We start from the raw sequence: 26,299 nt of genomic DNA, 5'->3' as shown, positions 1-26,299 counted from the left end.
CCGCCACGCCGCAACCCCCCAACAGCACTACCTACACCCTGGTTTGTGAAGAGCCGGTAAAGCCCTCACCGCGCGCGAACATCCCTGTCACCCCAACGTGGCAACCGTAGGCATATGCGAAGCGAGTGCGTAAGAGAATCTCAAGGGGGTGTAGGAGTTCATCGCAGACAGTCACCAACTCTTGTTCAGCATTGTAGACAGCACGAATAGTGTCGAATGAGGTGCCCTGGAAGAATCGGTTATCGCCCCGGGCTGGGTCATATTGCCAATGCCTGAAATATCCGGAGAAGCGGTAATAGTTGACCCGCGCGAGGAATTCGGCAGCAGCTGCACGATCATCGATACGCATGCCGCGCTGGTTGAGCAGCTCTACTTGCTGCTCATAGCTGAGCCACTCCTTCGGCATCAGGTATGCCTCCATGGGATATGAAAGGCCCCGGCCATTTGTGCGTTACCCGCAAGGGGAAGAGGCCTGACCGGGGATCTATCACCAACCATGATACGTCATGGCGTGTAACGAGCATAATCAGGGTTGAGCCGAAGAGTCGGCATCTTCCGAGCACCTGAAGGATCCCCAGGACGGCGAAGTACGCCCTGACTCATGGCACCACACATCTACCCACGGTTTTTGTCAGTGGGGTTCGCTAGGTTGGGGCTACGCGGTTTGAAGGAGAGCCCATGTCCCCCACTACGAAAGAAGCGCAGCGCGCGGAGTTGCACAAAACTATCTGGCGCATCGCCAACGATCTGCGCGGTTCCGTCGACGGGTGGGATTTCAAGGCCTATGTGTTGGGCATGCTGTTCTACCGCTTCATCTCCGAAAACCTCACCGCATACATCAACCGGGGCGAGCGCGAGGCCGGTGACCCCACCTTCGATTACACGCTCCTTTCCGACAGCGACGCGGAGTACGGGCGAGAGTCCACCGTCGAAGAGAAGGGCTTCTACATTTTCCCGTCCGAGCTCTTTCACAACGTCCGGCTTCGCGCGCCGAAAGACGTGAACTTGAATGAGACGCTCGCTCGCGTCTTCTCCAACATCGAAGGCTCGGCCATCGGCACCGATGCCGAGGACGATCTCAAGGGTCTGTTCGACGATCTCGACGTGAATAGCACCAAGCTAGGCCCTACGGTCGCAACCCGTAACGCCAAGCTCGTGAAGTTGCTGGATGCCATCGGCGACATGCCACTTGGCAACTACGAAGATAACTCCATTGATCTCTTCGGTGACGCCTACGAGTACCTCATGCAGATGTATGCGTCACAAGCGGGAAAGTCTGGCGGCGAGTACTACACGCCCCAGGAGGTCTCGGAGCTACTCGCCCACATCACCGTGCATGGCAAGACGCAAGTTAACAAGGTGTACGACCCTGCCGTGGGTTCTGGTTCGCTGCTGTTGAAGTTCGCAAAGGTACTTGGCAAAGACAACGTGCGCCAGGGGTTCTTCGGGCAAGAAATTAACCTCACGACGTACAACCTCGCGCGCATCAACATGTTCCTGCACGACATCAACTACGAGAAGTTCAGCATCGCGCACGGCGACACGCTTACCGACCCGGCCCATTGGGACGACGAGCCGTTCGAGGCCATCGTGTCCAACCCGCCGTATTCCATCCGGTGGGATGGCGACGCGAACCCGCTGCTCATCAACGACCCCCGCTTCTCCCCTGCGGGCGTGTTGGCGCCGAAGTCGAAGGCAGACCTGGCTTTCACCATGCACATTCTGTCCTGGCTGGCCGTCGACGGCACGGCTGCCATCGTTGAGTTTCCTGGGGTGCTCTACAGGGGCGGTGCGGAGCGCAAGATCCGCAAGTACCTCGTCGACAACAACTACGTCGATACCGTCATCCAACTCCCGCCAGACTTGTTCTTCGGCACGACGATCGCCACTTGCATCATCGTGCTCAAGAAATCAAAGCCTGATAACTCGGTGCTGTTCATCGACGCATCCGCGCAGTTCCAACGCAGCGGCAACAAGAACAAACTGACCGACGAGAACCGCCAAGCCATCCTTGACGCCTTCGCCGCCCGCAAACCCATCGAGTACGTCGCTGCTCTGGTGCCTAACGAGAGCATTGGCGAGAACGAGTACAACCTGTCGGTGTCGTCGTACGTGGAGAAAGAAGACACGCGCGAAGAGATCGACATTAAGGAACTCAACGCCGAGATCGCCCGCATCGTCGCTCGTCAGCAGGAGTTGCGCATCGCCATTGACGAGATTGTTGCGGATTTGGAAGGGGAATGAGCATGGTGGAATTGCCCACTTGGCAGCAGTTTATGATTCCAGCGCTACGAGTCATGAGCGACGGCAACGTTCAGCATCGGCGTGAAATTGAAGCGGCAGTGGCCGACGCGGTATCCCTCACTCCTGAGCAGCGTGCGGAGCGACTCCCCTCCGGCGGCCAGCTCATGTACGCCAACAGGATCGGCTGGGGAGTCTCCTTCCTCACTAACGTCGGCGCTCTAGACCGTCCATCGCGGGGGCACTACGTCATCACCGATGCCGGGCGTACGGTGCTTCGCACCTTCCCCAACGGCGTAACCGAACGCGAGCTTCGCGAGCTGGGCGACGACCCCGCATCCGATGTCAGGCCTTACCGCTCCACAGGCCCCCGAGCCAGCACGCCTGATAACGCCAACGCAGGCGAAGCCGAGGAGATGACCCCCATAGAGCAAGTGCAGGAAGGCATTTCACGCATCACGGACGACGTCGCTGCCGAACTTCTGCGCCGTTTGCAAGGAAAACACCCCGCTTTCTTCGAGAAAGCAGTTGTCGACCTACTACTTGCCATGGGCTACGGCGGCACCGGTGGGGCGGGCCATGTCACACAGCGCACCAATGACGGCGGCATCGACGGTGTCATCGACCAAGACGTGCTCGGCATTAACCGTGTTTACATTCAGGCAAAAAGGTATGCAAGCTCCAACGTCGTGCAGCGCCCAGATGTCCAGGGTTTTGTCGGCGCTCTCAGCGGCAAAGCAGACAGCGGGGTCTTCATCACTACGAGCCAATTCTCGGATGGCGCGAAACAATACGCTCGGAATATCCCAACCCGAATCATCCTGATCGACGGCACACGCCTCTCCGAACTTATGATTCGGTTCGGTGTAGGCGTACAAGTGCAAGACACCTACCAGGTGGTCGAAATCGACGAGGACTTCTTCGCATGAACGGATCCCAGGGAGAGATTCTCGTCTACCACCTCGACGACGGAACGCCCGCCGTCGAGGTACAACTCGTCAATGAGTCGTTGTGGCTCTCCCAGCAGCAGATCGCGGACCTGTTCCAGACGTCACGCGAGAACATCACGATCCACCTCCAAAACGTCTACGACGAGGGCGAACTCACTGCCGAGGCAACTCGTAAGGATTTCTTACAAGTTCGCCAAGAGGGCCAGCGACAAGTGCAACGCAAGGTCGCTCACTACAACCTCGACGCCGTCATCTCGGTCGGCTATCGAGTCAAGAGTGTGCTTGCGACGAGGTTCCGCATCTGGGCGACGGAGCGGCTGCGCGAGTACCTGGTCATGGGCTTCACAATGGACGACGAGAAGCTCAAGAATCTAGGTGGCGGCACCTACTGGCAGGAGCTTCTCGAGCGCATCCGCGAGATCCGCTCGTCTGAGAAGGCGATGTACCGCCAGGTGCTCGATCTCTTCGCCACCAGCGTCGACTACAACCCGCGCTCAACGGAGGCCCGCGAGTTTTTCAAGGTGGTCCAGAACAAGCTCCACTTCGGTGCGCACGGTCACACCGCACCCGAGGTGGTAGCCGGCCGCGCCGACGCGAGCAAGCCCCATATGGGCCTGATTTCGTTCCGTGGTTCCCGGCCCAGCAAGTCAGACGTCACTGTCGCGAAGAAATACCTCAACGAATTCGAGTTGAAGCAGCTCGGTTCGCTCGTCTCCGCGTACTTCGAGGCGGCAGAGTTCCGTGCCCAACGGCATGAACCCACCTACATGAAGGACTGGCTCGCGCACCTCGACAAGATGCTCACCGCCATGGACGCGCCCATACTTGAGGGCGCGGGGAGCATCTCGCGATCGGAGGCCGACGCGAAGGCCATCGCCGAGTACGACAAATATCGAGCCGAACTCGACGCGGAACCAAGCGAAGTCGAGAAAGCATACCTGGCCAGCATCAAAGCGGAACAGAAGAAGTTGGAGGGTAAGCAGTGAACCGGATCGAACGACTACTCGCCGAGCTTGCCCCCGACGGGGTGCCGCATCTTCCGCTAGGCAGCGTCGGCACCTTCGTTCGCGGCAATGGTCTTCAGAAGGCCGATCTGACCGATTCTGGGTTCCCAGCGATTCACTACGGGGAGATCCACACCCACTACGGCGTCTGGACTCGAAGAACGAAATCATTCACTTCTCCTGAGTTAGCCACTCGATTGCGCCATGCGGAGCCCGGAAATCTCATCATTGCCACCACCAGCGAGGATGACGAAGCAGTCGGTAAGGCCACAGCATGGTTGGGAGACGGAGAAGTGGCGGTCAGCGGCGATGCCTTCATCTTCAGACATGGCCTCGATCCACGTTTCACTGCTTACTTCTTTCAATCCCAAGCTTTCCATGCCCAGAAAACGCGCTACATTTCGGGGGCCAAAGTCCGTAGAATCTCGAAACAGGCACTCGAGCGCCTGATGATCCCGGTTCCACCGATAGAAATCCAGCGGGAGATCGTCGGGGTCCTGGACAAGTTCACCGAGCTAGAAGCGGAGCTGGAAGCGGAGCTAGAAGCTCGCAAGAAACAATACGCCCACCTATCCGACTCATTAATCGCTGCTTCCTCTGTTTCGACGGTGCAGAAGCTTGGCGCCATAGCTACTGTCCGCCGCGGAGCTTCTCCGCGCCCCATTGGCAATTTCTTGACCGACAACGATTTAGGTATACCTTGGGTAAAAATTGGAGATGCGCCAAGCGAAGGTAAATACATCACTGAAACCAGTCAGAAAATAACGAAGGAAGGCGCACTGCAATCTCGATCAATCAAACCAGGCGATTTCCTGCTTTCGAACTCAATGAGCTTCGGGAGACCGTACATATCTCAAATAGAAGGCTGCATACATGACGGCTGGCTGGCAATCAGCAGCTTTGAAGATAGCTTTATTCCTGAATACCTTTATTACCTGCTCAGGTCAGCTCCAATACAAGCTGAGTTCGAACGAAAAGCAGGATCTGGAACGGTGCGAAACCTCAATGCAGACATTGTCCGGAGCATTACAGTTTCAGTTCCACCGCTAGCCGAGCAACGTGCAACCGCATCCTTGCTCAATCAGTTCGATGCCCTCGTCAACGACCTCTCGATCGGCCTCCCTGCCGAGCTGGCCGCCCGTCGGAAGCAGTATGAGTATTACCGCGACAAGTTGCTCACGTTCGAGGAGGCACGGTGATTGACGGCCCCGACTTCCAAGCTGTGATTCAGGCGTTCGTGGGAGTTTTCACGAACGTCCATCCGTAGGGTCAGCAATCTCATAGGCGCGAGTTGGACTAGTCGCAGGCCCTGTGGCCTTAAGGCGTCCTTCGTTGATGAGGGTGTTAATTCTCCGACGTGATGCGGCACGGCTTATTCCCAGTCGCTCACTGATGGCCAATGAAGTGACGTCGCCAGCGCGGACAGCCTCCATTACGGCTCGCAGCTCGGCTTCGACACGGCGAGAGTGACCTCGTCCGGAAGCACGTGCCGCTGCGGCCCCCGGTTCTTTGGACGCTAATTCGTAGGTGGCGTCGCGTCGACTCCCAAACTTCACCAGCAGACCCCGGTCGACCAGACCACGGAGCGCGGTGGTCGCTTCATGAGCTGTAGATCCCCAAGCCCGGAGCATTTCATTAGACACGGAGCCTTGTAGCCGCGCCAACGCCAGGGCAATCTGTTGCACCCCAGTCAAATCTTCCCCCAGGCCCACAATCCACGACACCACGTCTGGCGTTAGCAACGCCTGCTGTGGCACCGTGACATGCACATGTCCCGGCGAGACGTGGAACTGCGCAGGCGCCATACCTGCGCTGCGCAGCTGGGTCATCACTCGCGGAATACCCGACCCCCGGTTCTCGCAGACAGGAAATCCTCGGTTGTCAGCGACATCGGATAAGAGCCGTGCCAGCGTGGCATTACGCGTCGACGAAACGTGCTCCACCCCGAGCTGGCTTAGCGCCACGTCTCCATATAAGCCTCCCGGACTCTTGACAACCAGTCGATTGGGATAGAGCTCAACCTGGATCTGCGTACCGTGCGACAGCTCGGAGTAGTCGCGATGGAGCAGGGCATTGACGATCAACTCTCGCAACACTTCACTGGGATACTCACTGCGATCCTGGCGGCCCTGCTCACCAATCACCACGGCGGTTCGCATGTTCCGACGCAAGACGCTGATGGCCAGAGCCAACATCTCGGAGATGGGCCCGTCGCATGTGGCGTTGTCCAAGAACCTCGTGCCATCCGGCATCGAATCTCCCAAAGCGACGCCGGGGAGTACAACCACCGAAATAAACAGTTGAGGGAAAAATGTCTGCGGGTAGATCCCGAGACATAACAAGCCTGCGAGAGTCGGGCGAATAACTTCATGGTGGTCGAGAGCCGCTGCTCCAGCGCGCACCAACGCCAGATCGTCGGGAAGATCCGCAAACGCTCTCGGTTGGCGCTCGCGTAACCTCGCCAGCAACGCAGCCACTTGGTGCGAATCCAAATCGTCCAGGGTCGCCTCCTGCACCACGGCTTCGTCGTCCCTAGGCTGTCTTCGGTTCGACAGCAGCTGCGTAATCTCGTACTGGCTGAGCCGTCGATCACCATCGCCAGAGCGGATGTACGATCCCCCGTAATGTCCCCTGGCCTTGACAAAGCAGGGCCTCTGGAGGGGATCCACCGGCGGCACCTCCAAGACGACGACCTGTCCCCCTTCAAACTCTTTGATATCCAGCTCCGTACGGATCGGGGGTTCTAGGGCATCGCTGCACATACCTGCAAGTGCATCGCGGATACGCAGTGGATCGAAACCCTCGGCTCGAATAAAGTCCGACGATTCATCCAGCCCTAGGATCAGTAGCCCACCATCCCCGTTGGCGAAGGCAGACAGCGTTTCTGCCGTGGACTTGGGAAGCCCTCCCACCGCCGATTTGACTTCGATCCGGCTGGATTCAAGACCAATGCGACGGAGCCGAGCGACGATAGCTGTGAGGTCCAGAGAATCATCATCAGTCACAGTTTCATAATGCCTAACTGTAAGTGTTAGAGCAAGTGTTACTGTTACAGCGAGTGTTGGTCAACGGAGGGGCGGGACTGAGCAGATCTGAGAGCACCACCTCATCTGCTTGCTACATGGAGACCTCGGCAACTGTGGAAGCAACGACCAACTCAAGCCAGAACTCGCGCGCTCAAGCCTCGAGAAACTGGCTCTCTCACGGTAGCCAACATGTCGCTCGAGACTCGGGCCCGCACAGACGAGTCGCACGAGATGGCACTTTTCGTCACAGGTGGCATCTACGATGAACTGCATGAGAACCAACCGCGACGTGACGCAGCAGTCGATGCAGCTGTCGGCGGCCTACTTCGCAGATTGTGGTGAGACCATTGGCTGACGCCACCCCACGCAAGTACGACCCAATCGCCGTTTCGACGGAGAGCACCGTCGTCGCGGAGTATGTGCCCGACGGAGATCACTCCAGCAGCTACCAATCCGAGGCAGCGCTGGAGCAGGAGTTCATCCGGCAGTTGCAGTTGCAGGCCTACGAGTACCTCACCATCCATACGGAACAAGAGCTCGTCGCGAATCTCCGGAAACAGCTTGAGCTCCTGAACAACGTGACGTTTTCCGACTCGGAGTGGCAGCAGTTCTTCACCGAGAGGATCGCGAGCGCGAACGACGGCATCGTCGAGAAGACCGTCCGCATCCAGGAAGACCACGTGCAGCTGCTAAAACGCGACGACGGCTCGGTGAAGAACATCCAGCTCATCGACAAGCAGCACATCCACAACAACCGCCTGCAGGTAATCAACCAATACGAGGTGGGCCAAGACGAGGGTGGGGCAAACTTCGCCAACCGCTACGACGTGACGGTGCTCGTCAACGGGCTGCCGATGGTGCACGTCGAGCTGAAGCGTCGCGGCGTGGACATCCGCGAGGCCTTCAACCAGATCGACCGCTACCAGCGCGACAGTTTTTGGGCCGGCTCTGGGTTGTTCGAGTACGTGCAGCTCTTCGTCATCTCCAACGGCACGCTCACGAAGTACTACTCCAACACGACGCGTCGCCAGCACCTCAGCGAGCAGTCCGGCCCTAAGCGCGTGAAGAAAACCTCGAACTCATTCGAGTTCACCTCGTGGTGGGCGGACGCCCAGAACAAGCCCATCCAGGATCTCACCGCGTTTGCGAAGACCTTCTTCGCGAAGCACACCCTGTTGGGCATCCTCACCAAGTACTGCGTGCTCACCGCCGACCGCATGTTGCTCGTGATGCGGCCGTACCAAATCGTCGCCACCGAGCGAATCCTGCAGAAGATCCAGATCTCCACCAACTACAAGCAGCTCGGCACCACGGCTGCGGGCGGCTACGTCTGGCACACCACGGGCTCTGGGAAAACCCTCACCTCGTTCAAAACCGCGCAACTCGCATCTAAGCTCGACGACGTCGACAAGGTGCTGTTCGTCGTGGACCGCAAAGACCTCGACTATCAGACGATGCTTGAGTACGACCGGTTCGAGAAGGGCTCGGCCAACTCCAACACGTCGACGGCAGCGCTGAAGAAGCTGCTCGAAGACCCGGGCGCGCGCATCATCGTCACCACCATCCAAAAACTGGCTACGTTCATCTCGGCCAACAAGGGCCACGCAATTTACGACGGGCACATCGTCGTTATCTTCGACGAGTGTCACCGCTCGCAGTTCGGCGACATGCACACCGCCATCACCAAGGCATTTAAGCGCTACCACCTGTTCGGCTTCACCGGAACCCCCATCTTCGCCGACAACGCCGTAAGCGGCGGCAACCCTCAACTACGAACCACCGAGCAAGCATTCGGAGAGAAGCTCCACACCTACACCATCGTGGACGCCATCACCGACAAGAACGTGTTGCCCTTCCGCATCGACTACATCAACACCATCAAAGTGGGCGATGTCGTCGATAAGCAGGTGTCCGCCATCGACACCGAGCAGGCACTCATGGCGCCCGAGCGGATGAGCCAAGTAGTCTCGTACATCCGCGAGCACTTCAACCAGAAAACAAAGCGTTCCGAGCACTACTCGATGGGCGAGCGACGGGTACGTGGCTTCAACGCCCTGTTTGCGACGGAGTCCATTCCGGCCGCACGCATGTACTACAACCACTTCCACCAGCAGCAACAAGACCTCCCGTCTGATCAGCGCCTCAAGGTGGGCATCATCTACTCCTATGGCGCCAACGCTGCAGAAGACGACGACATTTTCGGCGACGAACAGCCTTCTGACAGCGCATCCTGGCCGCTCGATGACCGCATGTTCTTGAGCGAAGCTATCGACGACTACAACGAGATGTTTGGCACCTCGCACGACACCACGTCGAAGGGTTTCGAGGACTATTACAAAGACCTGTCGTTGAAGATGAAGAAGCGCGAGATCGACCTCGTGATCGTCGTGAACATGTTCCTCACCGGCTTCGACGCCACCACCTTGAACACGCTCTTCGTCGACAAAAACCTCCGTTCCCACGGGCTCATCCAGGCGTACTCGCGCACCAACCGCATCCTCAACTCGGTGAAGACCTACGGCAACATCGTGAGCTTCCGTGACCTGGAGCAGGCCACCAACGACGCCATCGCACTCTTCGGGAACAAGGAAGCTCGCGGCGTCGTCGTCATGAAGCCCTACCGCGAGTACTACGAGGAGTACCGAACGAACGTCGACGAATTGCTCACCCAGTTCCCACCGGGTGAGGTGATCGTCGGCGAAGAGGCTCAGAAGGCATTCATCGGGCTCTACGGTGCCATCCTTCGGCTCCGCAATATCCTCACCTCGTTCGACGAGTTCGCGGGCGACGAACTCCTCACCGAACGACAGGAGCAGGACTACCGCAGCCGCTACCTCGATCTGCACGCCCAGTTCCGCAGAGAACACGAGGCGGATAGGGAGCGCATCAACGACGACGTCGTCTTCGAAATCGAGCTCATCAAGCAGGTGGAGATCAACGTCGACTACATCCTCCTGCTCGTCGAGCAATATCGAAGCACACGAGGAAACGGCGACGACAAGGAGATCCGCGCGGAGATCAGCCGTGCCGTCAACGCCAGCCCCACGCTACGCAGCAAACGTGACCTAATCGAAGACTTCGTCGACGGCGTCTCCCCCACCGGGAAGATCGACCAGGAATGGCTGCAATTCGTTGCCGCGAAACGGGAGTCCGAACTGGAGACCATCATCAACGACGAGCGTCTCCGCCCCGACGAGACCCGCGTCTTCGTCGCAACAGCCTTCCGTGACGGACACGTCCAAACCGGAGGCACAGCCATCACGAAGGTGCTGCCGCCGGTGTCTCGGTTCTCTGCCCGCGGCCAGCACGGCACGACGAAGCAACGAGTGCTCCAAAAACTCACCGCGTTCTTCGAGCGGTTCTCAGGGCTGGGCGCGAGCAGCTAACCCACCACCGCACCACTCACTTGTTGATCAGGAACACGACCCCTAGGAACAAGACGACAACCACGCCCAAGATCACGCAGACGAGCACGAGATGGTCCTCTACCCACCCAGAGAAGGACGATGGCTCTGCTTCCGACTGGTCGTTGACCGACGGGCTCGATGACGGAGAACTGTCGGCGCTCGGTGTTTCGCTGGCCGACGCACCGTGCTCCTCCCAGTAGCTGGCTTCCGGCGCGGCGCCGACGAACTCCTTCTTCGATTCGGGAACCCACTTGAGCACTGCGGGGTTGGGCCCGGCGAGCTCCTTGTAGTCCTTCAAGTCATCACCCGGGTTCGGGTGCATGCCCATCAGGACGTCCTCCGCGCCTTGCCAGTCGTCGGCGCCTGCGTAATCTTCCTTGTGCGCGAAGGGTGGCTCGTTGGGGTACTGCGTCGGGTCGGCGTCCATGAACTTGATGGGGTCGATGGCCCCGTAGCCTTCGTGGTCGCTGATGCGCTTCAGGTCGGCATTACCCGCTGCTGTGTTGCGCGCCAGCGACTGCACCAGCTGATGGCCCGTCGCGTCGGGATACTTCTGTTTACCCAGCGCCAACGTCGCGGCGGCAATGGGGGCCGCGAAGCTCGTGCCGTCGGTTTTCTCCAGCGGCGCGTTTGCGCCTTCTGGGCGCATGTACAGCCCGACGCCGGGGGCGATGAGCGAGACGTTGGGCCCCTCCGCGCTCCACTCGGGCACCTTGCGCTGCGCGTCATGCGCGCCCACCGCAACCGACCCCGGCGCATACGACGACATCGCTTCGCCCTGGTTACCGCCGGACTCGAAGACGGGAAGATCGCGCATCGTGAGGTACGCCACCGACGTGTCGTTCAGGAAGTTGAACGACAAGCTGATCACGTCGGCACCGGCCTCTGCGGCGTGGAACACCCGGCCAGATACGTCGGTGCTCGTGGGGGAACACTCGGGATCGTCCTTGCCCGGGCCGTTGCCCGTGGCGGCCTGGTACACGATCAGCTTCGCGTCGGGCGCGATCCCCTGCACGCCCCCGCTGCCGCCTTGCCCGACGATGACCTCGGCCATCATGGTCCCGTGGTTGATGAACTTCTTGGGTAGCTGTGGGTCGACGCATTGTTCCGGCAGCGGAACGTATTCGATGTCGGCGCCCTGGAGGTCGCTCGCGCTCAGGTCGATGCCCGCTTCCGCGATCGCAATCGTTACGCCCTTGCCGGTGAACCCCTGCGCGTGCAGCTTGTCGTAGCCGAATGCGCTGATGTGCCAGTTGGGCGTGTCCGTCGGCGCTGCGTGCGCGGTTCCTCCGGCCAGCCCCGTCGCCGCTAACGCCACACCCAGCACGACGGACGCTCCTACCCGTCGAAGCACTCCCGTATGCACGCCTTCACTACCCACACGCAACCTTCTTCCTCATTCGACGACACAGCGATGCAGCTCAAACATCGGTAGCGTACATATGCAAGGAGGTCATCGCGGCACAGCAGCGTGACGTTGTCAGCGCTACTGCGAGGCTCACCGCAGCCTGGGCCGCACGTGCAACCCGACGTCGGGGTCGACCAGCATTTCTTGCGCGGCCTCCACCCCGTCGGCATCCAGCTGAGCGTCGAGACTCACGTTCCGCTTCACCAGTGCCAACGCCAGCGGCCCGATCTCGCGGTGGAGTACCGACGAGCCCACTCGCCCCACCACTTTCTCGCCCAGCTTCAGCTCCGACCCCAACGCGGGCAGTGTCGAGCGTGAACCGTCGAGATGCAGCTGCACCAAGCGCCTCGGGGGCCGCCCCAGCGTGTGCACCTTCGCCACCGTCTCCTGGCCGGGATAACAGCCCTTGTCCAAGTGCGTTCCGTACAGCCCGATCTCGTTGGGGATGGTGCGCTCGTCGGTATCGACGAAGATGCGCGGCACTCCGGCGGCAATGCGCAGCGCCTCGAACGCCCACGTTCCGGCGGTGCCCTGCAACGGCTCCGCCGCGAACACCTCAGTGCCGCCTAGGTCGGAATGCCGCACGCGCGCACCGTCGGGCACAGGCACCGTATGACCTACCCAATACAGCGTGAGGTCATCGCGGACACACGCCTCGACGCGCATCGCGAACCGCATTCGCAGCACATGTTCGACGAGCGCCGCCCCTCGCCCTGGCTCCGTCCAGCCCAGCAGGCTGGTGCCATCGTCGACGAAATGCAGCACGTGCTCGATGTGCCCGGCGGCGTCCAAGATCAGCAGCGCTCCAGAGTCGCCGGCACCCACGTTATGCATGTGCTGGGTGGAGATGAGGTGCAGCAGCTCGAGGCGATCGTCGCCGGAAATCTCGACCACATCGCGATTTCCGAGTGCGACGACCCCCTCACCCTCTTCAAGCGCCCGCGTCTCAGCGAAGGGGTTGCCGTAGTGCCACACCAGCCCCTCGTCGGGCCCACTCTCGACGAGTACACCCTGCTCAGACACGCTTCAACCTCGCCCACATGTGGGGACGCAGTTCGTGGCTGGTCGTCGCGCGATCCAGCGCATACATGAGATCGCCCTCCACCTTGCCGTATAGGCGCTGTCCGGCCGTGTGCTCCACCGCAGCGGATTCGGTGCGCATCACGGCATCCGTGCGTAGGTCGATCCGTGTGACCTGGATCTTCCCGACCAACACCTCGGTCCACCCATTGGAGTTCGTGGTGGTGACAGACAGCGACGCGTCGGGCTTCGGATGCCAGAATCCCGTCTCCATCTCAATCATTTCCCCCGGTTTGCCGTCCCCGTCCAGGAGATAGGCCTGCGCCAGGTAATACATGTACGGCCCGCCGCCCGGCCAGAACTGGATGCGCTGCTCAAAGGCGAAATCGTTGCCCTCGTGGTCGGTGCCGTTGCCGGTGCCCTCCCACTGCCCGACGAGCCACCCGAGCGCAGTGAGTGCGGGGTCGAGACCCTCAGGTACTTCGATGTCAATGTTCATTGTCAGTCTCTCAGTCTGGTCGCGAGGTCGATGAGCATTCGGACGAGGGTGACCGTCGCTGCCAGCGCCAACAGCGCGGCTGCGACAATCAGCACCCAAGGCAAGATCGCGACCATGCGCGCCAGTGTACAAGCGCTCAAAGAACCCTGTGTGCCGTTATCCGGCCCGCAGGAACTCCACATGGCCGATGGTGATCTTGTCTCCCTCGTCACCATTCGGGGAATCACTCGTCGCCACCACTTCGAGCGTCACCGCATCGGCACGCACCCGCGGAAAACCCACAGCCTGCGATGCCCCATTACTGCCCGAGAGCCCCTGGTCGAACCAGGTTCCATCCGAGAATCGCCACCGCACGCTCATCACCTGTCGCTGGCCGGCGGTCTCCTCAGGCTCGACCGAATTACCGCTGGTGAGGCTCACCCCGACGATGTCCTCGACGCTCGCGAACTGAAACTCGATGCGTTCCCCGACCCCATCGCCCTCGCACTCCCAACCGGTGGCTTTGCTCGCGTCCACGAGCCCGCTCGGGTCAACGTCTGCGCATGTGGTCGTGACCGCCGAGGGCACGAGGCTCTCCGTGGCCCCGTCGTAGACGGCGTGCCCCTCCTCACTGCTGGCGCTGGGGCTCGGAGTAGCTGACACTGAGCTCGCTGGGGCCGACGGAGACGTACTTGCTTCAGGGCCTCGCGAGGAGTTCGACACCAATGCCTTGCTGACACCAAAACCCAACAGGCCCGCGAGCAGAATGAGCACCGCGGCGATGCGCACCGGAATAAGCATGGGTTGTGATGTCGGGGCGCTGGGTTCGCTGTGCTGCGACGCCCCATCATGCTCGGAGTCGAGGGCAGGCTCCGACGGCGCCTCGTCGACCTCAACCGGTTCGGGGCGCCGTCGAAAAAACTCGTCGGGCAGTCTCGACACCACGAGAGCAATCGTAGAGGGTTCCCACGTGGCCGACTAAGATATCGGTTCACCCGGAGTCGAAGGAGTGTCGTGGGTTCGGTATTTGATGCAGCAACCGCTGTCGACGGCGTCGCGCCCATCAATGAGTCCGGCAAGCTCGTCATGCAGGGGTTACGCCCGGGCCACGTCATCACGAGCGACGTTGCGGAAGCCGTCGTCGACCTCCGCGACGGCACCCTCATGCTGGCCGTCCACCCCGACCATCGACGCCGTGGGCACGGCCGCGCGCTACTGCAACGCCTCCTCAAGGAGCATCCCAACCTCGACGTGTGGGCGTTCGGCACACTGCCCGGCGCGGAAGCACTCGCGCAAGCCGTCGGCCTCACACCTCACCGCGTACTGCTACGGATGACCCGCCCCCTCAGCAACGTCACTCCCGACGACGCCCCCGTCGAGATCAGCCCATTCCAGCCCGACGACGCCGACGCCATCGTCGCCATCAACGCGCAGGCGTTCGCCCACCACCCCGAACAGGGAAAACTCACCCGCGCGGAGTTCGACGATTTGCGAAGCCAGCCCTGGTTCAGCGCCGAGGGGCTCCTGGTTGCCCGCGACGACGGCGCACCCGTCGGGTTTCACTGGACGAAGCGGCACGGGGACGGGCTGGGTGAAGTGTATGTTATTGCTGTCGCGCCCGGGCACGAGGGGAAGGGCATCGGCCGGGCGCTCCTGGCCGCCGGCCTTCAGCATCTCGCCGACGTCGGTGACCACACTGCCGAGTTGTACGTCGAGGCAGCCGAAGAGCGCGTCGTTCGAATGTACGAAGCCGCAGGCTTTTCGATTGCGGCACGCGATACATGCTTCGGGAGAACTGCATGACCACCTACGTTGACAACACTGACCTTCCAGCCGACCGCTTTTGGGATCGCGAACTCAGCTGGCTGGAGTTCAACAAGCGGGTGCTCGATCAGGCGAGCGACGTCGTGCGGGTTCCGCTCATCGAGCGCGCGAAGTTCCTGGCCATCTTCTCCAGCAACCTCGACGAGTTCTTCATGGTGCGTATCGCTGGGCTCAAGCGCCGCATTGACGCCGGCGTCGCACAGGCGAGCGCCAGTGGCATCCTCCCGCAAGACCTCCACGAACGCGTGCTCGCGCGCATCCATGAGCTCGTCGAAGAGCAATCGAACATCTTCCAGCACACGGTGCGTCCGGAATTGGCCAAGGAGGGCATCGAATTCCTCCGCTGGGAGGAACTCACTGCGGCCGAGAAAGACCGCATGCGCACGATCTTCTCCGAGCGCATCTACCCCATCCTGACCCCGTTGGCGGTCGACTCGTCGCACCCGTTCCCCTACATCTCGGGGCTGTCGCTGAACCTCGCGGTGATGCTGCGCAACCCCGCCACCGGAGCAAAACAGTTTGCCCGCATCAAGGTGCCCAGCAACCTTTCGCGCTTCGTCGAGGTGGGCCCTGGCAGATACCTCCCACTCGAAGAAGTCATCGCACGCCATCTGGGTCAACTGTTCACGGGCATGCAGGTGATGTCGCACACGTCGTTCCGCGTTACCCGCAACGAAGACATCGAGGTCGAGGAGGACGACGCCGAGAACCTCCTCACCGCGCTGGAGCAGGAGCTGCTACGCCAGAAGGTTGGCCGCCCGCCGGTACGCCTCGAGGTGGCCGACGACATCGACGACAGCCTCCTCACGATGCTGCAGCACGAGGTGGATGTACACGACGACGAGGTGTTCCGCATCCCCGCACCACTCGACCTCAAGGGTCTCTTCCAGCTCGACAGCTCCGACCGCGAAGACCTCAAATACCCGAACTTCCTACCGACGACGCACCCCGAGCTCAACGAGGCCGAGACCGCGGCCCCCGTCGACATGTTCAGCGCCCTCAAGCGCCGCGACGTCCTGCTGCAGCACCCCTACGATTCGTTCGCGACGAGCGTCCAGCGCTTCATCGAGCAGGCTGCCCACGATCCGCAGGTGCTCGCCATCAAGCAGACGCTGTACCGCACCTCGGGTAACTCCCCCATCGTCGACGCGCTCGTCGACGCCGCGCAAGCGGGTAAGCAGGTGCTGGCCGTGGTGGAGATCAAAGCCAGGTTCGACGAACAAAACAACATCGACTGGGCACGCAAGCTCGAGCGCGCGGGCGTGCACGTCGTGTACGGCATGGTCGGGCTGAAGACCCACTGCAAGCTGTGTCTCGTGGTGCGCGACGAGCCCGAGGGCCTGCGTCGCTACTGCCACATCGGCACGGGCAACTACAACCCCAAAACCGCCCGCCAGTACGAAGACATGGGCCTGCTCACGTCGAACCCCATCATCACCGACGACGTGGCCCGCCTGTTCAACCACCTCTCGGGCATCACGCAGGAGCGCAACTACCGACGCCTCCTCGTTGCCCCGCACGGCATCCGCTCGGGCCTGATCGCCCAGATCGAGCGCGAAATCGCTAACCACGAGGCGGGAAAGCCTGCGGGTATCCGCATCAAGGTGAACTCCGTCGTCGACGAGAAAGTCACCGACGCGCTCTACCGGGCCTCGCAGGCCGGGGTTCCCGTCGACGTGTGGGTGCGTGGCATCTGCACCATCCGCCCTGGCGTGCCTGGGTTGAGCGAGAACATTCGCGTGCGCTCGATCTTGGGGCGCTTCCTGGAGCATTCTCGCGTGTATTGGTTCGCAGGCGGGGGTACCCCCGTGGTGGGGATCGGTTCGGCCGACCTCATGCACCGCAACCTCGACCGCCGGGTGGAGGCCGTTGTCGGGCTCTCGCACCGTCGCCACATCGAGCAAATCTCGAACCTGTTTGATCTGGCCTTCGCGCCCGACACCGTGCACTGGGCACTCAACGACCACACCTGGACACCGCACCTGCTCGACGCCGATGGCAAACCCCTACGCGACTTGCAGTTCGCGCTCATCGAGCAGTTCTCCCATAGGCGCGAGCGGTGAGTGGGCGCGTCCGCGCGGCAGGTGCCGTCGTATTTCATGACTTCGACGGCGTCAAGCACGTCGCGATCGTGCACCGGCAGGCCTACGACGACTGGACGCTCCCGAAGGGAAAAGCGCACCCCGACGAGCTCCGCCCGGTGACTGCGGTGCGCGAGGTGCGAGAGGAAACCGGCCTCATCATCACCCTCGGCACCAGACTGTCCAGCGTGACGTACCCCGTCAAGAAGCATAAGAAGAAGGTCGACTACTGGCGCGCCGAGGCGCGGGCGCGGTTCTTCCACGTGCCTGACAGGGAGGTCGACGAGGTGCGCTGGGTACCCGTCGACGAGGCCCCCGCCATGCTGAGTTACCCCAACGACATCAAGGTGCTCGCCGAAGCGCTCTCACTGCCACCCACCACCCCCCTGCTGCTGGTGCGCCATGCGAAGGCGATGCTGCGCAAGCATTGGTCGGGCAACGACCAGAGTCGTCGCCTCGACGGGCGCGGCCGCCGTCAAGCTGCTGAGCTCATCCCGTTGTTCGAGGCATTCGGGGTACGTCACCTCGTGAGTTCGCCTGCAGTCAGGTGTGCAGAGACGCTCGCACCGTACGGCCGTTACGAGGGCCTCAGCACCGAGACCATCGCGCTCCTCACCGAGGAAGAGGGCACGAATGATCCCGACGGCGTGGCCGCCCGCGTTCGCGACGTCGCCGCCGCAGCCACGGAACCGACGGCGTTGTGCGGGCACCGCCCGGTGCTGCCGGCGATGCAGGAGGGGTTGGGGTTGAAGCATCGCCCCATGTTGGTCGGAGAGGTCACGGTGCTCCATCGTGATTCGAGCGGGAACATCGTCGTAGAGGAACACCATAAGTCGACGGCCTGAGCCGCTGTTCTCATCACAGGAAGATAACAATCTTGGTGCTTCTCGAGGCATCTCACACGCGATACGAACTTTGTTCACCCGTTGTTCACCTTCATTGCCGAGACGCGTAACTTACCCCACCTAGGTTCCCACTTGAGAACAAACGTTCTGCCGCCCAACCGGTCGGCACATGATGACCCCTTGAGAGGAATTTCATGAAGCTCCGCGCTTTTGCAGCTCTCGGCTTGACGGCCGCCCTCGCCCTCACCGCTTGCGGTGGCGACGAGAAGGCTACGGACACCAAGTCTCCTGCTAACGACGCTCCCGCATCTGAGTCCGCTGGTTCGGAATCGTCTGAAGGCGGCGAATCCAACGGTGGCGGCGATCTCTCCGGCACCATCGCCGGCATGGGCGCCTCCTCGATGAAGGCCGCCCAGGCTGCCTGGACCGCCAAGTTCATGGAGGACAACCCCAACGTCAAGATCTCCTACGCTCCTGAGGGCTCTGGCCCCGGCCGTGACGGCATCAAGCAGGGTAAGGTGCAGTTCGCTGGTTCTGACTCCCCCTTTACGGCCGAGGAGAACAAGGCTGGCGAGTTCCAGGCTTGCGCCGCTGACTCCACCGTGTACGACCTCCCTGTCTACATCTCCCCCGTCGCGATCGTCTTCAACGTCCCCGGTGTTGACGCCATCAACATGACCGGCGAGGTTGCCGCCAAGATCTTCAAGGGCGACATCTCCAAGTGGAACGACAAGGCCATCGCTGAGCTCAACGAGGGCGTTGAACTGCCCGACGAGTTCATCAACGTGGTGTACCGCGGCGACGAGTCCGGCACCACCGAGAACTTCACCGACTACCTCAAGGCTGTCGCTCCGGACGTGTGGGACGCTGATCCCTCCAAGACCTTCCCCTACACCGACGGCGGCCAGCCCGCTGAGAAGACCGACGGCGTGAAGAACGCTGTGTCGCAGGGTGAGTTCACCATCGGCTACGTCGACGCTTCCGCTGCTGAGGGCCTGGGTGTTGCCCACATCGGTAAGGACGGCAAGTTCGCTGCTCCCGACCCGGAGCAGGCCGCCGCTGTGGTCGACAACTCCCAGCTCGACACCGAAGGCCGCGAGGAGCACGACATCGTCGTGAACCTCGACCGCGAGGCTGAGGGTTACCCGATCGTCCTCATCTCCTACGGCGTTGCTTGCGCCAAGTACGAGGATGAGAAGGTTGCCGAGGTCGTCAAGGGCTACCTCACCTACATCACCTCCGAGGAAGGCCAGAAGCTGGCCGCCGAGCAGGCTGGCAGCGCCCCGCTGTCCGCTGACATGACCGCCAAGGTCAAGGCTGCGATTGACTCGATCAACGCCTGACCTTTGAACCAGTTTCGGTTGATCGCGTGAACCGCGCTCGTCTCGCCACGCGAGGCGAGCGCGGTTCACGCTCCTTCATCCCCGACCTCGTTGGTGCCTCGATTCTGCTTGCAAGGCACCGCTAAGGAGCATCATGTCCACGCAGACGCCCTCCGCCGAACAGGTGGGCACGGAGCCCGACGGCCCCCATTCGCTGGTTCGCAGCAAAGCGCGCTACGGCGACGCACTGTTCAAAGGAATCTCGCTCGCGTCGGCGCTGATGATCTTCGTGATCCTCGCGGCCGTCGCCACCTTCTTAACCTCACAGGCGCTTCCCGCCTTTAGTGCCGATCCCGAGGAACCCACGGGCCTGCGCGCCGTCGAGGCTGCCGGAGGGTTCTGGCAGTGGGTACTGCCGCTGGCATTCGGTAGCGTGTGGTCTGCCGTACTGGCCATGTGCATGGCCGTGCCGCTCGCGGTCGGCATCGCATTGTTCTTGTCGCACTACGCGCCCAAGCGGGTCTCTCGCATCTTCGGCTACATCATCGACCTGCTGGCGGCCGTACCGTCGGTGGTATTCGGCCTGTGGGGCGTGACGGTGCTCGCCCCCGCGCTGCACCCTTTCTTCAAGTGGCTCAATGAGAACATGGCATGGTTCCCGCTGTTCAATGCTTGGGAGCTGCACGAGCGCTCTGGTGAGATGCGCCCGATCCTCGCATCTGGCGGCCAGAACATGCTCACCGCGGCGATTGTGCTCGCGCTCATGGCTACCCCGATCATCACGGCGCTCACCCGCGAGGTTTTCCTGCAGACCCCGCGTCTACACGAAGAAGCCTCCCTGGCGTTGGGCGCCACCCGCTGGGAGATGGTTCGCCAGGCGGTGTTCCCCTTCAGCGCACCGGGAGTCGTGTCGTCGTGCATGCTCGGCCTGGGCCGCGCGCTCGGCGAGACCATGGCCGTGGCCATGATCCTGCCCGGCAAGGTGCTCATTTCCTTCCAGTTGTTGACGCGCAACAACCCCAACACCATCGCGGCATACATCGCGCAGAACTTCCCCGAGTCTGAGGGCACGGGCAAGGCTCAGCTGGTTGCGGCTGGCCTGGTGCTGTTCGTAATCACCCTCGCGGTGAACATGGTTGCGCGCGCGATCATTGCACGTCGTGCCGAGTTCTCTGGAGCAAACTGATGATGACTGACGCACAAGTTACTGAAGCTACGCCCAAGCGTGGCAAGTCGCCAGAGAAGGAAGCGATCACGGGTGGGCAGCTGCCCAAGTTCTCGTGGGTGCTCTTCCTTGCACTGGGATGGGGCATCGCCGCTGGACTCTTGTCGCTGACCGGGGCGTTCTCCTGGGCCGGCATGGTGGCACTGGGCACACTGATCTTCTTCGTCCTGGTGTTCATCGTTTCCATCGCGGTGGAGGGCAAGCGTCGCGCGTCGGACCGCCTGGTTCGCTACGTGTTGACGAGCTTCTTCCTCCTGGCACTCCTACCACTCGGTTCGCTGATCTTTGAGGTTGTTTCCAGGGGCGCTCCCCGTTTTGACCTCGCCTACTTCACCGAGACCGAGGCGAAGGCCTACGACGCCAGCGCCAACCTGGGCGCGGCACACGCACTCGTCGGCACCCTGATGACCACCACAATCGCGTTCATCATCTCCGTCCCCATCGGTTTGTTCACGGCGATCTACCTCGTCGAATACGGCAACAAGACGAAGCTCGCAGCCGGTATCCGCTTCCTCGTGGACGTGATGACGGGTATCCCCTCGATTGTCGCCGGTCTGTTCGCCTACGCGCTGTTCTCGATGCTCTTCGGAGCGGGTAGCCCGTTGGTCCGCACGGCCTTCCTCGGTTCGATCGCACTGTCGGTGCTGATGATCCCGACGGTGGTTCGCTCCACCGAGGAAATGCTCAAGCTGGTGCCCAACGAGTTGCGCGAGGCGTCGTACGCGCTCGGCGTACCGAAGTGGCGCACGATCGTCCGAATCGTGCTACCGACCTCGCTGGCAGGCATCGTCACCGGCATCATCCTGGGCATCGCCCGCATCATCGGCGAGACGGCCCCGCTTCTGGTGACCGCTGGATACTTCCAGCTCACCAACGCGAACCCGTTCAACGGCCCCACCGCCACCCTGCCGGTGATGGTGTACCAGTCGTTGAAGACCATCGGCCCCACCGCCGAGCAGCTGCACGCACTCGGCTGGACGGGCGCCCTGGTGCTCATCATTATCGTCATGGGCCTGAACCTCATAGGCCGCCTCATCGCATGGAAGTTCGCCCCCAAGCAGGGCCACTGACCGCACACACGAAAAGGATTCATTGCAATGGCCAAGCGCATTGAGATCAAAGATCTCGACATCTACTACGGCAAGTTCCACGCGGTGCGGAACGTCAACATGACCATCGAGCCCCGCGCGGTGACTGCATTCATCGGCTCGTCGGGCTGCGGCAAGTCCACCGTGCTCCGCTCCATCAACCGCATGCACGAGGTGATCCCCGGTGCATACGTGGAGGGGCAGATCCTCCTCGACGGTGTGGACCTCTACGCTCCCAACGTCGACCCGGTGCGTGTGCGTCGCCAGATCGGCATGGTGTTCCAGCGCCCTAACCCGTTCCCCACCATGTCGATTCAGGAGAACGTGCTCGCCGGCGTGCGCCTCAACAAGAAGCGCATCAGCCGTTCCGAGGCCGACGAGATCACGGAAAAGGCACTCCGCGGCGCGAACTTGTGGAACGAAGTGAAGGACCGCCTCGATAAGCCCGGTTCCGGGTTGTCCGGTGGTCAGCAGCAGCGTCTGTGCATCGCCCGTGCGACGGCGGTGGAGCCCGATGTGCTGCTCATGGACGAACCGTGTTCGGCGCTCGACCCCATCTCCACCCTCGCCATCGAAGAGCTCATCAAGGAGCTGAAGGAGGAGTACACCGTCGTGATCGTGACGCACAACATGCAGCAGGCAGCCCGCGTGTCTGATACGACGGCGTTCTTCAACCTCAAGGAGCAGGGCAAGCCGGGTGAGCTGATCGAGGTGGGCCCCACCGAGAAGATCTTCCACAACCCCGACGAGAAGGCGACGGAAGACTACATCACCGGTCGCTTCGGCTAAGCCGCATCGATTACGAGTACGTTGGAGGGGCTGCCCAGCTGGGCAGCCCCTCCAACGTTTCTGCCATTCGCCGTTCACATGTGCGGCTGGTTATCCGCACTCCATGGTGTCGATCGACTCCTTCAGCGCCAGCACGCGTGCCGTCGATTGGGCGACGGATTCCGCGAACTCTGGGTCGTCGTCCATCTTCGTGAGGATGGCTGTGGCCATGTCGTGCGCGATGCTCGCGTCGGCGTTGACGATGAGGTCACCGCCCGCGTCCAGGAAACGCACGGCCCGCTCCCCCACCGGTACGTCGGCGACGGCACCGGCGACGCCGAGATCGTCGGAGATGACGACCCCGTCGAACCCGAGGCTGCCACGCAGGATGTCAGTAATGATCTTGCTGCTGAAGACCGCCTTGTTTTCGGGGTCGATCTTCTCGTACGTCACGGACGAGATCATGACCGACGAGGCGCCGGCCTTGATGCCGTCGATGAAGGGCTTCCATGATGGATCGTCGACGACGGTGGTCTGGTCGGTGGCCTCGTCGTTATCGGTGTTGTGCTTCACCTTGCCGAGCCCTGGGAAATGCTTGAGACTGGTGGCCACGTTGGCTTTCTCCATGGACTGCACGAAGGTGACGACGCTGTCCGCCACCTTCTCCGGATCAGAGCCGTACTGGCGTTTGAGCTGCCCGATGGGTTCGTTACTGGCCGCGAGGTCGTCGGGCACCACGTCGGCGACGGGCGCAAGGTTGAAGCGCACACCGGCGCGCGCGAGCTCGTCCGCCCACGTCTCGGATTGGGAGTGGAATGCGGTCTCGTTCATCTGGCCCTGCGCGACAGCGTCGGGGATGCGAGTAAAGCCTTGCCCTTGTAGGCGCTGTACCTGGCCGCCTTCCTGATCTGCCGCGACGAGCACGGGGATGTCAGCTGTGCTGAGCGCTCCGATGCGCGCCGCCAGTGCTGCGGCGTCGGAGCGATTCATCTTCGAGCTGCCGAGCAGCACGACCGATCCGGCCTTCGTGCTGCGCAGGACGTCGGCCGTGGCGGTGTCCAAGTTCGATGTGGACACGCCCACCATCAGTAACTGGCCCACCTGCTCTTCCGCAGAAAGCGCCTCAGCCTCCGCGAGGCACGCGGGGGGTGCCTCGGGCGTCGCGGATTGGTCAGGCGTGTTGGCACCCACCGTTGCACCACCTCGCGCGGTTGGCGTCGTCGACCCCATGTTCGGCGCAGGCGGGTAGATGATGGGGGCTGGAGCGCACGCGCTGAGCGCGAGCACCGCAGCGAGAGTGATAGACGACGTACAGCGTTTAGCCACGGGCAAGCTCCGCGGGGGTCTTCGCTTCGAGCAATCCGAGCAGTGCGTTCTCGACCACCTCGGTGAGCGCCGGATGAATCCAGTACTGCCCCTTCGCCATCTGGTCGACGGGCAGCCCGAACGACATCGTCTGGATGAGCGGCTGGATCAGCGTCGATGCCTCCGGGCCGATGATATGGGCGCCAAGCAGGTGCCAGGTTGTCGGGTCGGCCAGCAGCTTCACGAAATGGCTGTCATCTTCCATGGCCCACCCGTACGCGACGTCGCCGTACGCCTGCACCTTCTTCACGTACGGGTGCCCCCATTCGCGCAGCTGCTGCTCAGTGGCACCGACATAGGCGACCTGCGGCTTCGAGAACACCGCGTTCGGCACGTAGCGGTGGTCGGAGGAGATGAGGTTGTCGGGATGCAGCAGGTTGTGTTGCACGGTGCGCATTTCGTGGTTCGCGACGTGCTTCAGCAGGTAGTCCGACGAGACGTCGCCGATCGCCCAAATGTGCGGCACGCTCGTGCGCTGATGGGCGTCAACACGAATGCCACCGTCGGAACGCCGCTCAAGGCCTGCCGCGTCAAGTTGCAGCGCTTCGACGTTGCGTTCACGTCCGATAGCGACGAGCACCATGTCGGTGAGATACTCGTACTCAACGCCGTTCACGTCGGTAGCAACGACGGCGACGTCGCCCGCCGGCCCGGGCTCGAAGCTCGAGACCTGCTGGTTGAGACGCAGGTTGACCCGCCCCGCGAGCGCCTCACCGAAGGCGGCGGAGATGTCCTCGTCGGCGCCTCGAAGGAGGGTTTCGGAGCGGTGCAACACCGTGACTTCGACCCCGAACGAGGTGAAAATATGCGCGAACTCGGCGGCGATGTAACCACCGCCAACGATCATGAGCCGATCGGGCAGCTGATCGATGCGCATGATGGTGTCGGAAGTGTGAATGCGCTCGTGGAGCTCCTCTGCGCAGGGCACGTCGAGCGTGCGTGGGCGCGAGCCAGTAGCCACCACGATTTGGTCAGCTTCGATCTGGGTGTCGCCAATGCGCAGCGTGTGGGCGTCGACGAAGGACGCCTCCCCATCGAACACAGTGACGTTGGGGTTCTGGCGACGCCACTGCTTGCCACCTTCGGAGATGGCGTCGAGCCTGGTGAAGATGCGGTCGCGCATGGCGTCCCAGTCGGCCTGGCCGCGCTGCAGGGTGACGCCGACCTTGCTGGCGTCCTCGTAGGCGCTGGCCAGATCGGCGGGGTGGACGTACATCTTGGTGGGGATGCACCCGCGATTGAGGCAGGTGCCACCGAAGACTGGGTCGCGTTCAATCAGTGCAACTTCGAGATCATCGAATCGCTCGTCAATGAGGGAGTTGCCGGTGCCGGAGCCGATGACTGCCAGATCGAAATGTCGCATACCCCCATCCTGCCATCTGGGGTGAAGCCCGCGTGTTGCGACGGGCGGCGTTAGGCTGTTTCCCATGACTAAGGAATGGGCAGTCGTCACAGGCGCCTCCGCTGGCCTCGGCATCGCATTCGCCGAGCACCTGGCCAAGCAGGGGTCGGACATCATCCTCGCCGCACGGCGCCAAGACAAGCTCGAAGAAGTAGCAGACAAGCTCGCGCACCGATACGGCATCCGCACCGAGGTTCGCGCAGTAGACCTGGCAAGCGAAACAGGCAGAGCTGACTTCGTCGAAGAGATCCACGCCACACCAGTGCACACCCTAGTGAACAACGCCGGCTTCGGATCCGTCGGGAAGTTCGCGGAACTCGAGCCTTCGCGACTCGCGCAGGAAACATCGCTCGACGTCGGCGCACTCACTGAGCTCTCCCGTGCCGTCGTGGAGGGCATGATCGGCAGGCGGCGCGGCGCCATCATCAACGTCGCCAGCACGGCCGCGTTCCAGCCCATCCCCGACATGGCCGTGTATGCGGCGGCGAAGAGCTATGTGCTCCAGTTCACGATCGCACTGTGGCAGGAGCTCTACGACACGGGTGTCCGCGCCGTCGCCATCTGCCCCGGCCCCACCGATACCGAGTTCTTCGCCAATGCAGGCGACGACGGTGTGCTCAGGCAGCGCCGTCGCCCAGACCAGGTGGTGGAGACCGCGTTCAAGGCCCTCGAAGAGCACCGCCCATTCGCGATCGACGGCGCCCGCAACCGTGTCTTGGCGCTGGCCAACCGCTTCGCGCCGCGCAGCGTGCAGGCGCGCGTGGCCAAGATGGTGATTCACAACACATAGCGGGCTCTTCGCGTTTGAGGGTGTAGATGGTGGTAGCGGCGTGGCGGCTGGTGGA

General features: G+C 61.9%; 21 protein-coding genes. 13 read left to right on the top strand and 8 right to left on the bottom strand.

All coding sequences use genetic code 11. The features are described 5' to 3' along the window. Positions 1-31: 31 nt before the first annotated feature. The gene (locus Q0X68_RS09965) at positions 32-421 is read right to left on the bottom strand and encodes an Abi family protein (RefSeq protein WP_297751048.1); all 390 of its coding nucleotides are present in this window, start codon (positions 419-421) and stop codon (positions 32-34) included. Positions 422-678: 257 nt separating this feature from the next. Here Q0X68_RS09965 and Q0X68_RS09960 point away from each other — a divergent pair, with 257 nt between their 5' ends. From Q0X68_RS09960 to Q0X68_RS09945, 4 genes are read left to right on the top strand one after another with little or no spacing between them, the layout of a single operon-like run. Continuing rightward, positions 679-2,244, top strand: a complete 1,566-nt coding sequence (locus Q0X68_RS09960; protein WP_297751046.1) for a type I restriction-modification system subunit M — start codon at positions 679-681, stop codon at positions 2,242-2,244. Continuing rightward, the gene (locus Q0X68_RS09955; protein ID WP_297751043.1) at positions 2,241-3,170 is read left to right on the top strand and encodes a restriction endonuclease; all 930 of its coding nucleotides are present in this window, start codon (positions 2,241-2,243) and stop codon (positions 3,168-3,170) included. The genes Q0X68_RS09960 and Q0X68_RS09955 overlap by 4 nt, the downstream gene beginning before the upstream one ends. Beyond that, positions 3,167-4,177 (top strand): virulence RhuM family protein, encoded by a 1,011-nt coding sequence (locus tag Q0X68_RS09950; RefSeq protein ID WP_297751040.1) that lies wholly within the window; start codon positions 3,167-3,169, stop codon positions 4,175-4,177. Before Q0X68_RS09955 ends, Q0X68_RS09950 begins: the two co-directional genes overlap by 4 nt. Continuing rightward, positions 4,174-5,394: a restriction endonuclease subunit S gene (locus Q0X68_RS09945; RefSeq protein ID WP_297751037.1), complete on the top strand. Its 1,221-nt coding sequence runs from the start codon at positions 4,174-4,176 to the stop codon at positions 5,392-5,394. The genes Q0X68_RS09950 and Q0X68_RS09945 overlap by 4 nt, the downstream gene beginning before the upstream one ends. A gap of 48 nt (positions 5,395-5,442) precedes the next feature. Here Q0X68_RS09945 and Q0X68_RS09940 read toward each other — a convergent pair whose 3' ends face one another. After that, on the bottom strand, positions 5,443-7,200 hold the full coding sequence (locus Q0X68_RS09940) for an ATP-binding protein (protein WP_297751034.1): 1,758 nt from the start codon (positions 7,198-7,200) through the stop codon (positions 5,443-5,445). Between the two features lie 368 nt (positions 7,201-7,568). Between Q0X68_RS09940 and Q0X68_RS09935 the strand changes: the two genes are divergently transcribed. Further along, on the top strand, positions 7,569-10,607 hold the full coding sequence (locus Q0X68_RS09935) for a type I restriction endonuclease subunit R (protein ID WP_297751031.1): 3,039 nt from the start codon (positions 7,569-7,571) through the stop codon (positions 10,605-10,607). Between the two features lie 16 nt (positions 10,608-10,623). Here the strand turns inward: Q0X68_RS09935 and Q0X68_RS09930 are convergent, their stop codons facing one another. The 4 genes from Q0X68_RS09930 to Q0X68_RS09915 all read right to left on the bottom strand — a co-directional run bounded on the left by Q0X68_RS09930 (position 10,624) and on the right by Q0X68_RS09915 (position 14,479). Beyond that, positions 10,624-12,009: a S8/S53 family peptidase gene (locus Q0X68_RS09930; RefSeq protein ID WP_297751028.1), complete on the bottom strand. Its 1,386-nt coding sequence runs from the start codon at positions 12,007-12,009 to the stop codon at positions 10,624-10,626. Between the two features lie 117 nt (positions 12,010-12,126). Beyond that, positions 12,127-13,059 carry a folate-binding protein YgfZ gene (locus Q0X68_RS09925; RefSeq protein ID WP_297751026.1) on the bottom strand — a complete coding sequence of 311 codons (933 nt, stop codon included), beginning with the start codon at positions 13,057-13,059 and terminating at the stop codon, positions 12,127-12,129. Beyond that, complete coding sequence (locus tag Q0X68_RS09920) at positions 13,052-13,555, bottom strand: FABP family protein (RefSeq protein ID WP_297751023.1); 504 nt, start codon at positions 13,553-13,555, stop codon at positions 13,052-13,054. The genes Q0X68_RS09925 and Q0X68_RS09920 overlap by 8 nt, the downstream gene beginning before the upstream one ends. A 156-nt stretch (positions 13,556-13,711) precedes the next feature. Beyond that, positions 13,712-14,479 carry a hypothetical protein gene (locus tag Q0X68_RS09915; RefSeq protein WP_297751053.1) on the bottom strand — a complete coding sequence of 256 codons (768 nt, stop codon included), beginning with the start codon at positions 14,477-14,479 and terminating at the stop codon, positions 13,712-13,714. On the opposite strand from Q0X68_RS09915, the gene mshD reads away from it, so the two are divergent. The 7 genes from mshD to pstB all read left to right on the top strand — a co-directional run bounded on the left by mshD (position 14,384) and on the right by pstB (position 22,708). Then, a complete protein-coding gene (mshD, locus tag Q0X68_RS09910; protein WP_297751051.1) occupies positions 14,384-15,337 on the top strand; it encodes a mycothiol synthase in 954 nt (317 codons plus the stop codon). The two genes, Q0X68_RS09915 and mshD, sit on opposite strands and share 96 nt — an antisense overlap. Then, positions 15,334-17,421 carry an RNA degradosome polyphosphate kinase gene (locus Q0X68_RS09905; RefSeq protein WP_297751020.1) on the top strand — a complete coding sequence of 696 codons (2,088 nt, stop codon included), beginning with the start codon at positions 15,334-15,336 and terminating at the stop codon, positions 17,419-17,421. Before mshD ends, Q0X68_RS09905 begins: the two co-directional genes overlap by 4 nt. Beyond that, positions 17,418-18,284, top strand: coding sequence for an NUDIX hydrolase (locus Q0X68_RS09900; protein WP_297751017.1), 867 nt, complete (start codon positions 17,418-17,420; stop codon positions 18,282-18,284). The genes Q0X68_RS09905 and Q0X68_RS09900 overlap by 4 nt, the downstream gene beginning before the upstream one ends. Positions 18,285-18,478: 194 nt before the next feature. Then, complete coding sequence (locus Q0X68_RS09895) at positions 18,479-19,627, top strand: phosphate ABC transporter substrate-binding protein PstS (RefSeq protein ID WP_297751015.1); 1,149 nt, start codon at positions 18,479-18,481, stop codon at positions 19,625-19,627. Positions 19,628-19,760: 133 nt separating this feature from the next. Continuing rightward, positions 19,761-20,792, top strand: a complete 1,032-nt coding sequence (pstC, locus tag Q0X68_RS09890) for a phosphate ABC transporter permease subunit PstC (RefSeq protein ID WP_297751012.1) — start codon at positions 19,761-19,763, stop codon at positions 20,790-20,792. Next, complete coding sequence (pstA, locus tag Q0X68_RS09885) at positions 20,792-21,901, top strand: phosphate ABC transporter permease PstA (protein ID WP_297751009.1); 1,110 nt, start codon at positions 20,792-20,794, stop codon at positions 21,899-21,901. Before pstC ends, pstA begins: the two co-directional genes overlap by 1 nt. 27 nt (positions 21,902-21,928) lie before the next feature. After that, positions 21,929-22,708, top strand: a complete 780-nt coding sequence (gene pstB / locus Q0X68_RS09880) for a phosphate ABC transporter ATP-binding protein PstB (RefSeq protein ID WP_297751006.1) — start codon at positions 21,929-21,931, stop codon at positions 22,706-22,708. Between the two features lie 90 nt (positions 22,709-22,798). On the opposite strand, the gene Q0X68_RS09875 is transcribed toward pstB, so the two are convergent. After that, positions 22,799-24,013 carry a glycoside hydrolase family 3 N-terminal domain-containing protein gene (locus Q0X68_RS09875; protein WP_297751003.1) on the bottom strand — a complete coding sequence of 405 codons (1,215 nt, stop codon included), beginning with the start codon at positions 24,011-24,013 and terminating at the stop codon, positions 22,799-22,801. Further along, positions 24,006-25,415 (bottom strand): mycothione reductase, encoded by a 1,410-nt coding sequence (locus tag Q0X68_RS09870; RefSeq protein WP_297751000.1) that lies wholly within the window; start codon positions 25,413-25,415, stop codon positions 24,006-24,008. Before Q0X68_RS09870 ends, Q0X68_RS09875 begins: the two co-directional genes overlap by 8 nt. 64 nt (positions 25,416-25,479) lie before the next feature. Here Q0X68_RS09870 and Q0X68_RS09865 point away from each other — a divergent pair, with 64 nt between their 5' ends. Beyond that, positions 25,480-26,244, top strand: a complete 765-nt coding sequence (locus tag Q0X68_RS09865; RefSeq protein ID WP_297750997.1) for an SDR family oxidoreductase — start codon at positions 25,480-25,482, stop codon at positions 26,242-26,244. The last annotated feature ends 55 nt before the right edge of the window (positions 26,245-26,299 follow it).

The sequence above is a fragment of the uncultured Tessaracoccus sp. genome (genome assembly GCF_947286155.1).
In the GTDB taxonomy this organism is placed as follows: domain Bacteria; phylum Actinomycetota; class Actinomycetes; order Propionibacteriales; family Propionibacteriaceae; genus Arachnia.
The sequence above is the reverse complement of the archived record's forward strand: the minus strand, read 5'-3'. Positions and strand labels throughout refer to the sequence as shown.

Bases quoted from the DNA above. Each gene is read 5' to 3' on its own strand.
- Q0X68_RS09920 (WP_297751023.1), bottom strand. From the start codon at position 13,555: ATGAACATTGACATCGAAGTACCTGAGGGTCTCGACCCCGCACTCACT.
- Q0X68_RS09905 (WP_297751020.1), top strand. From the start codon at position 15,334: ATGACCACCTACGTTGACAACACTGACCTTCCAGCCGACCGCTTTTGG.
- mshD (WP_297751051.1), top strand. From the start codon at position 14,384: ATGCTCGGAGTCGAGGGCAGGCTCCGACGGCGCCTCGTCGACCTCAAC.
- Q0X68_RS09895 (WP_297751015.1), top strand. From the start codon at position 18,479: ATGAAGCTCCGCGCTTTTGCAGCTCTCGGCTTGACGGCCGCCCTCGCC.
- pstB (WP_297751006.1), top strand. From the start codon at position 21,929: ATGGCCAAGCGCATTGAGATCAAAGATCTCGACATCTACTACGGCAAG.
- Q0X68_RS09955 (WP_297751043.1), top strand. From the start codon at position 2,241: ATGAGCATGGTGGAATTGCCCACTTGGCAGCAGTTTATGATTCCAGCG.
- Q0X68_RS09960 (WP_297751046.1), top strand. From the start codon at position 679: ATGTCCCCCACTACGAAAGAAGCGCAGCGCGCGGAGTTGCACAAAACT.
- Q0X68_RS09950 (WP_297751040.1), top strand. From the start codon at position 3,167: ATGAACGGATCCCAGGGAGAGATTCTCGTCTACCACCTCGACGACGGA.
- pstA (WP_297751009.1), top strand. From the start codon at position 20,792: ATGATGACTGACGCACAAGTTACTGAAGCTACGCCCAAGCGTGGCAAG.
- Q0X68_RS09965 (WP_297751048.1), bottom strand. From the start codon at position 421: ATGGAGGCATACCTGATGCCGAAGGAGTGGCTCAGCTATGAGCAGCAA.
- Q0X68_RS09870 (WP_297751000.1), bottom strand. From the start codon at position 25,415: ATGCGACATTTCGATCTGGCAGTCATCGGCTCCGGCACCGGCAACTCC.
- pstC (WP_297751012.1), top strand. From the start codon at position 19,761: ATGTCCACGCAGACGCCCTCCGCCGAACAGGTGGGCACGGAGCCCGAC.
- Q0X68_RS09865 (WP_297750997.1), top strand. From the start codon at position 25,480: ATGACTAAGGAATGGGCAGTCGTCACAGGCGCCTCCGCTGGCCTCGGC.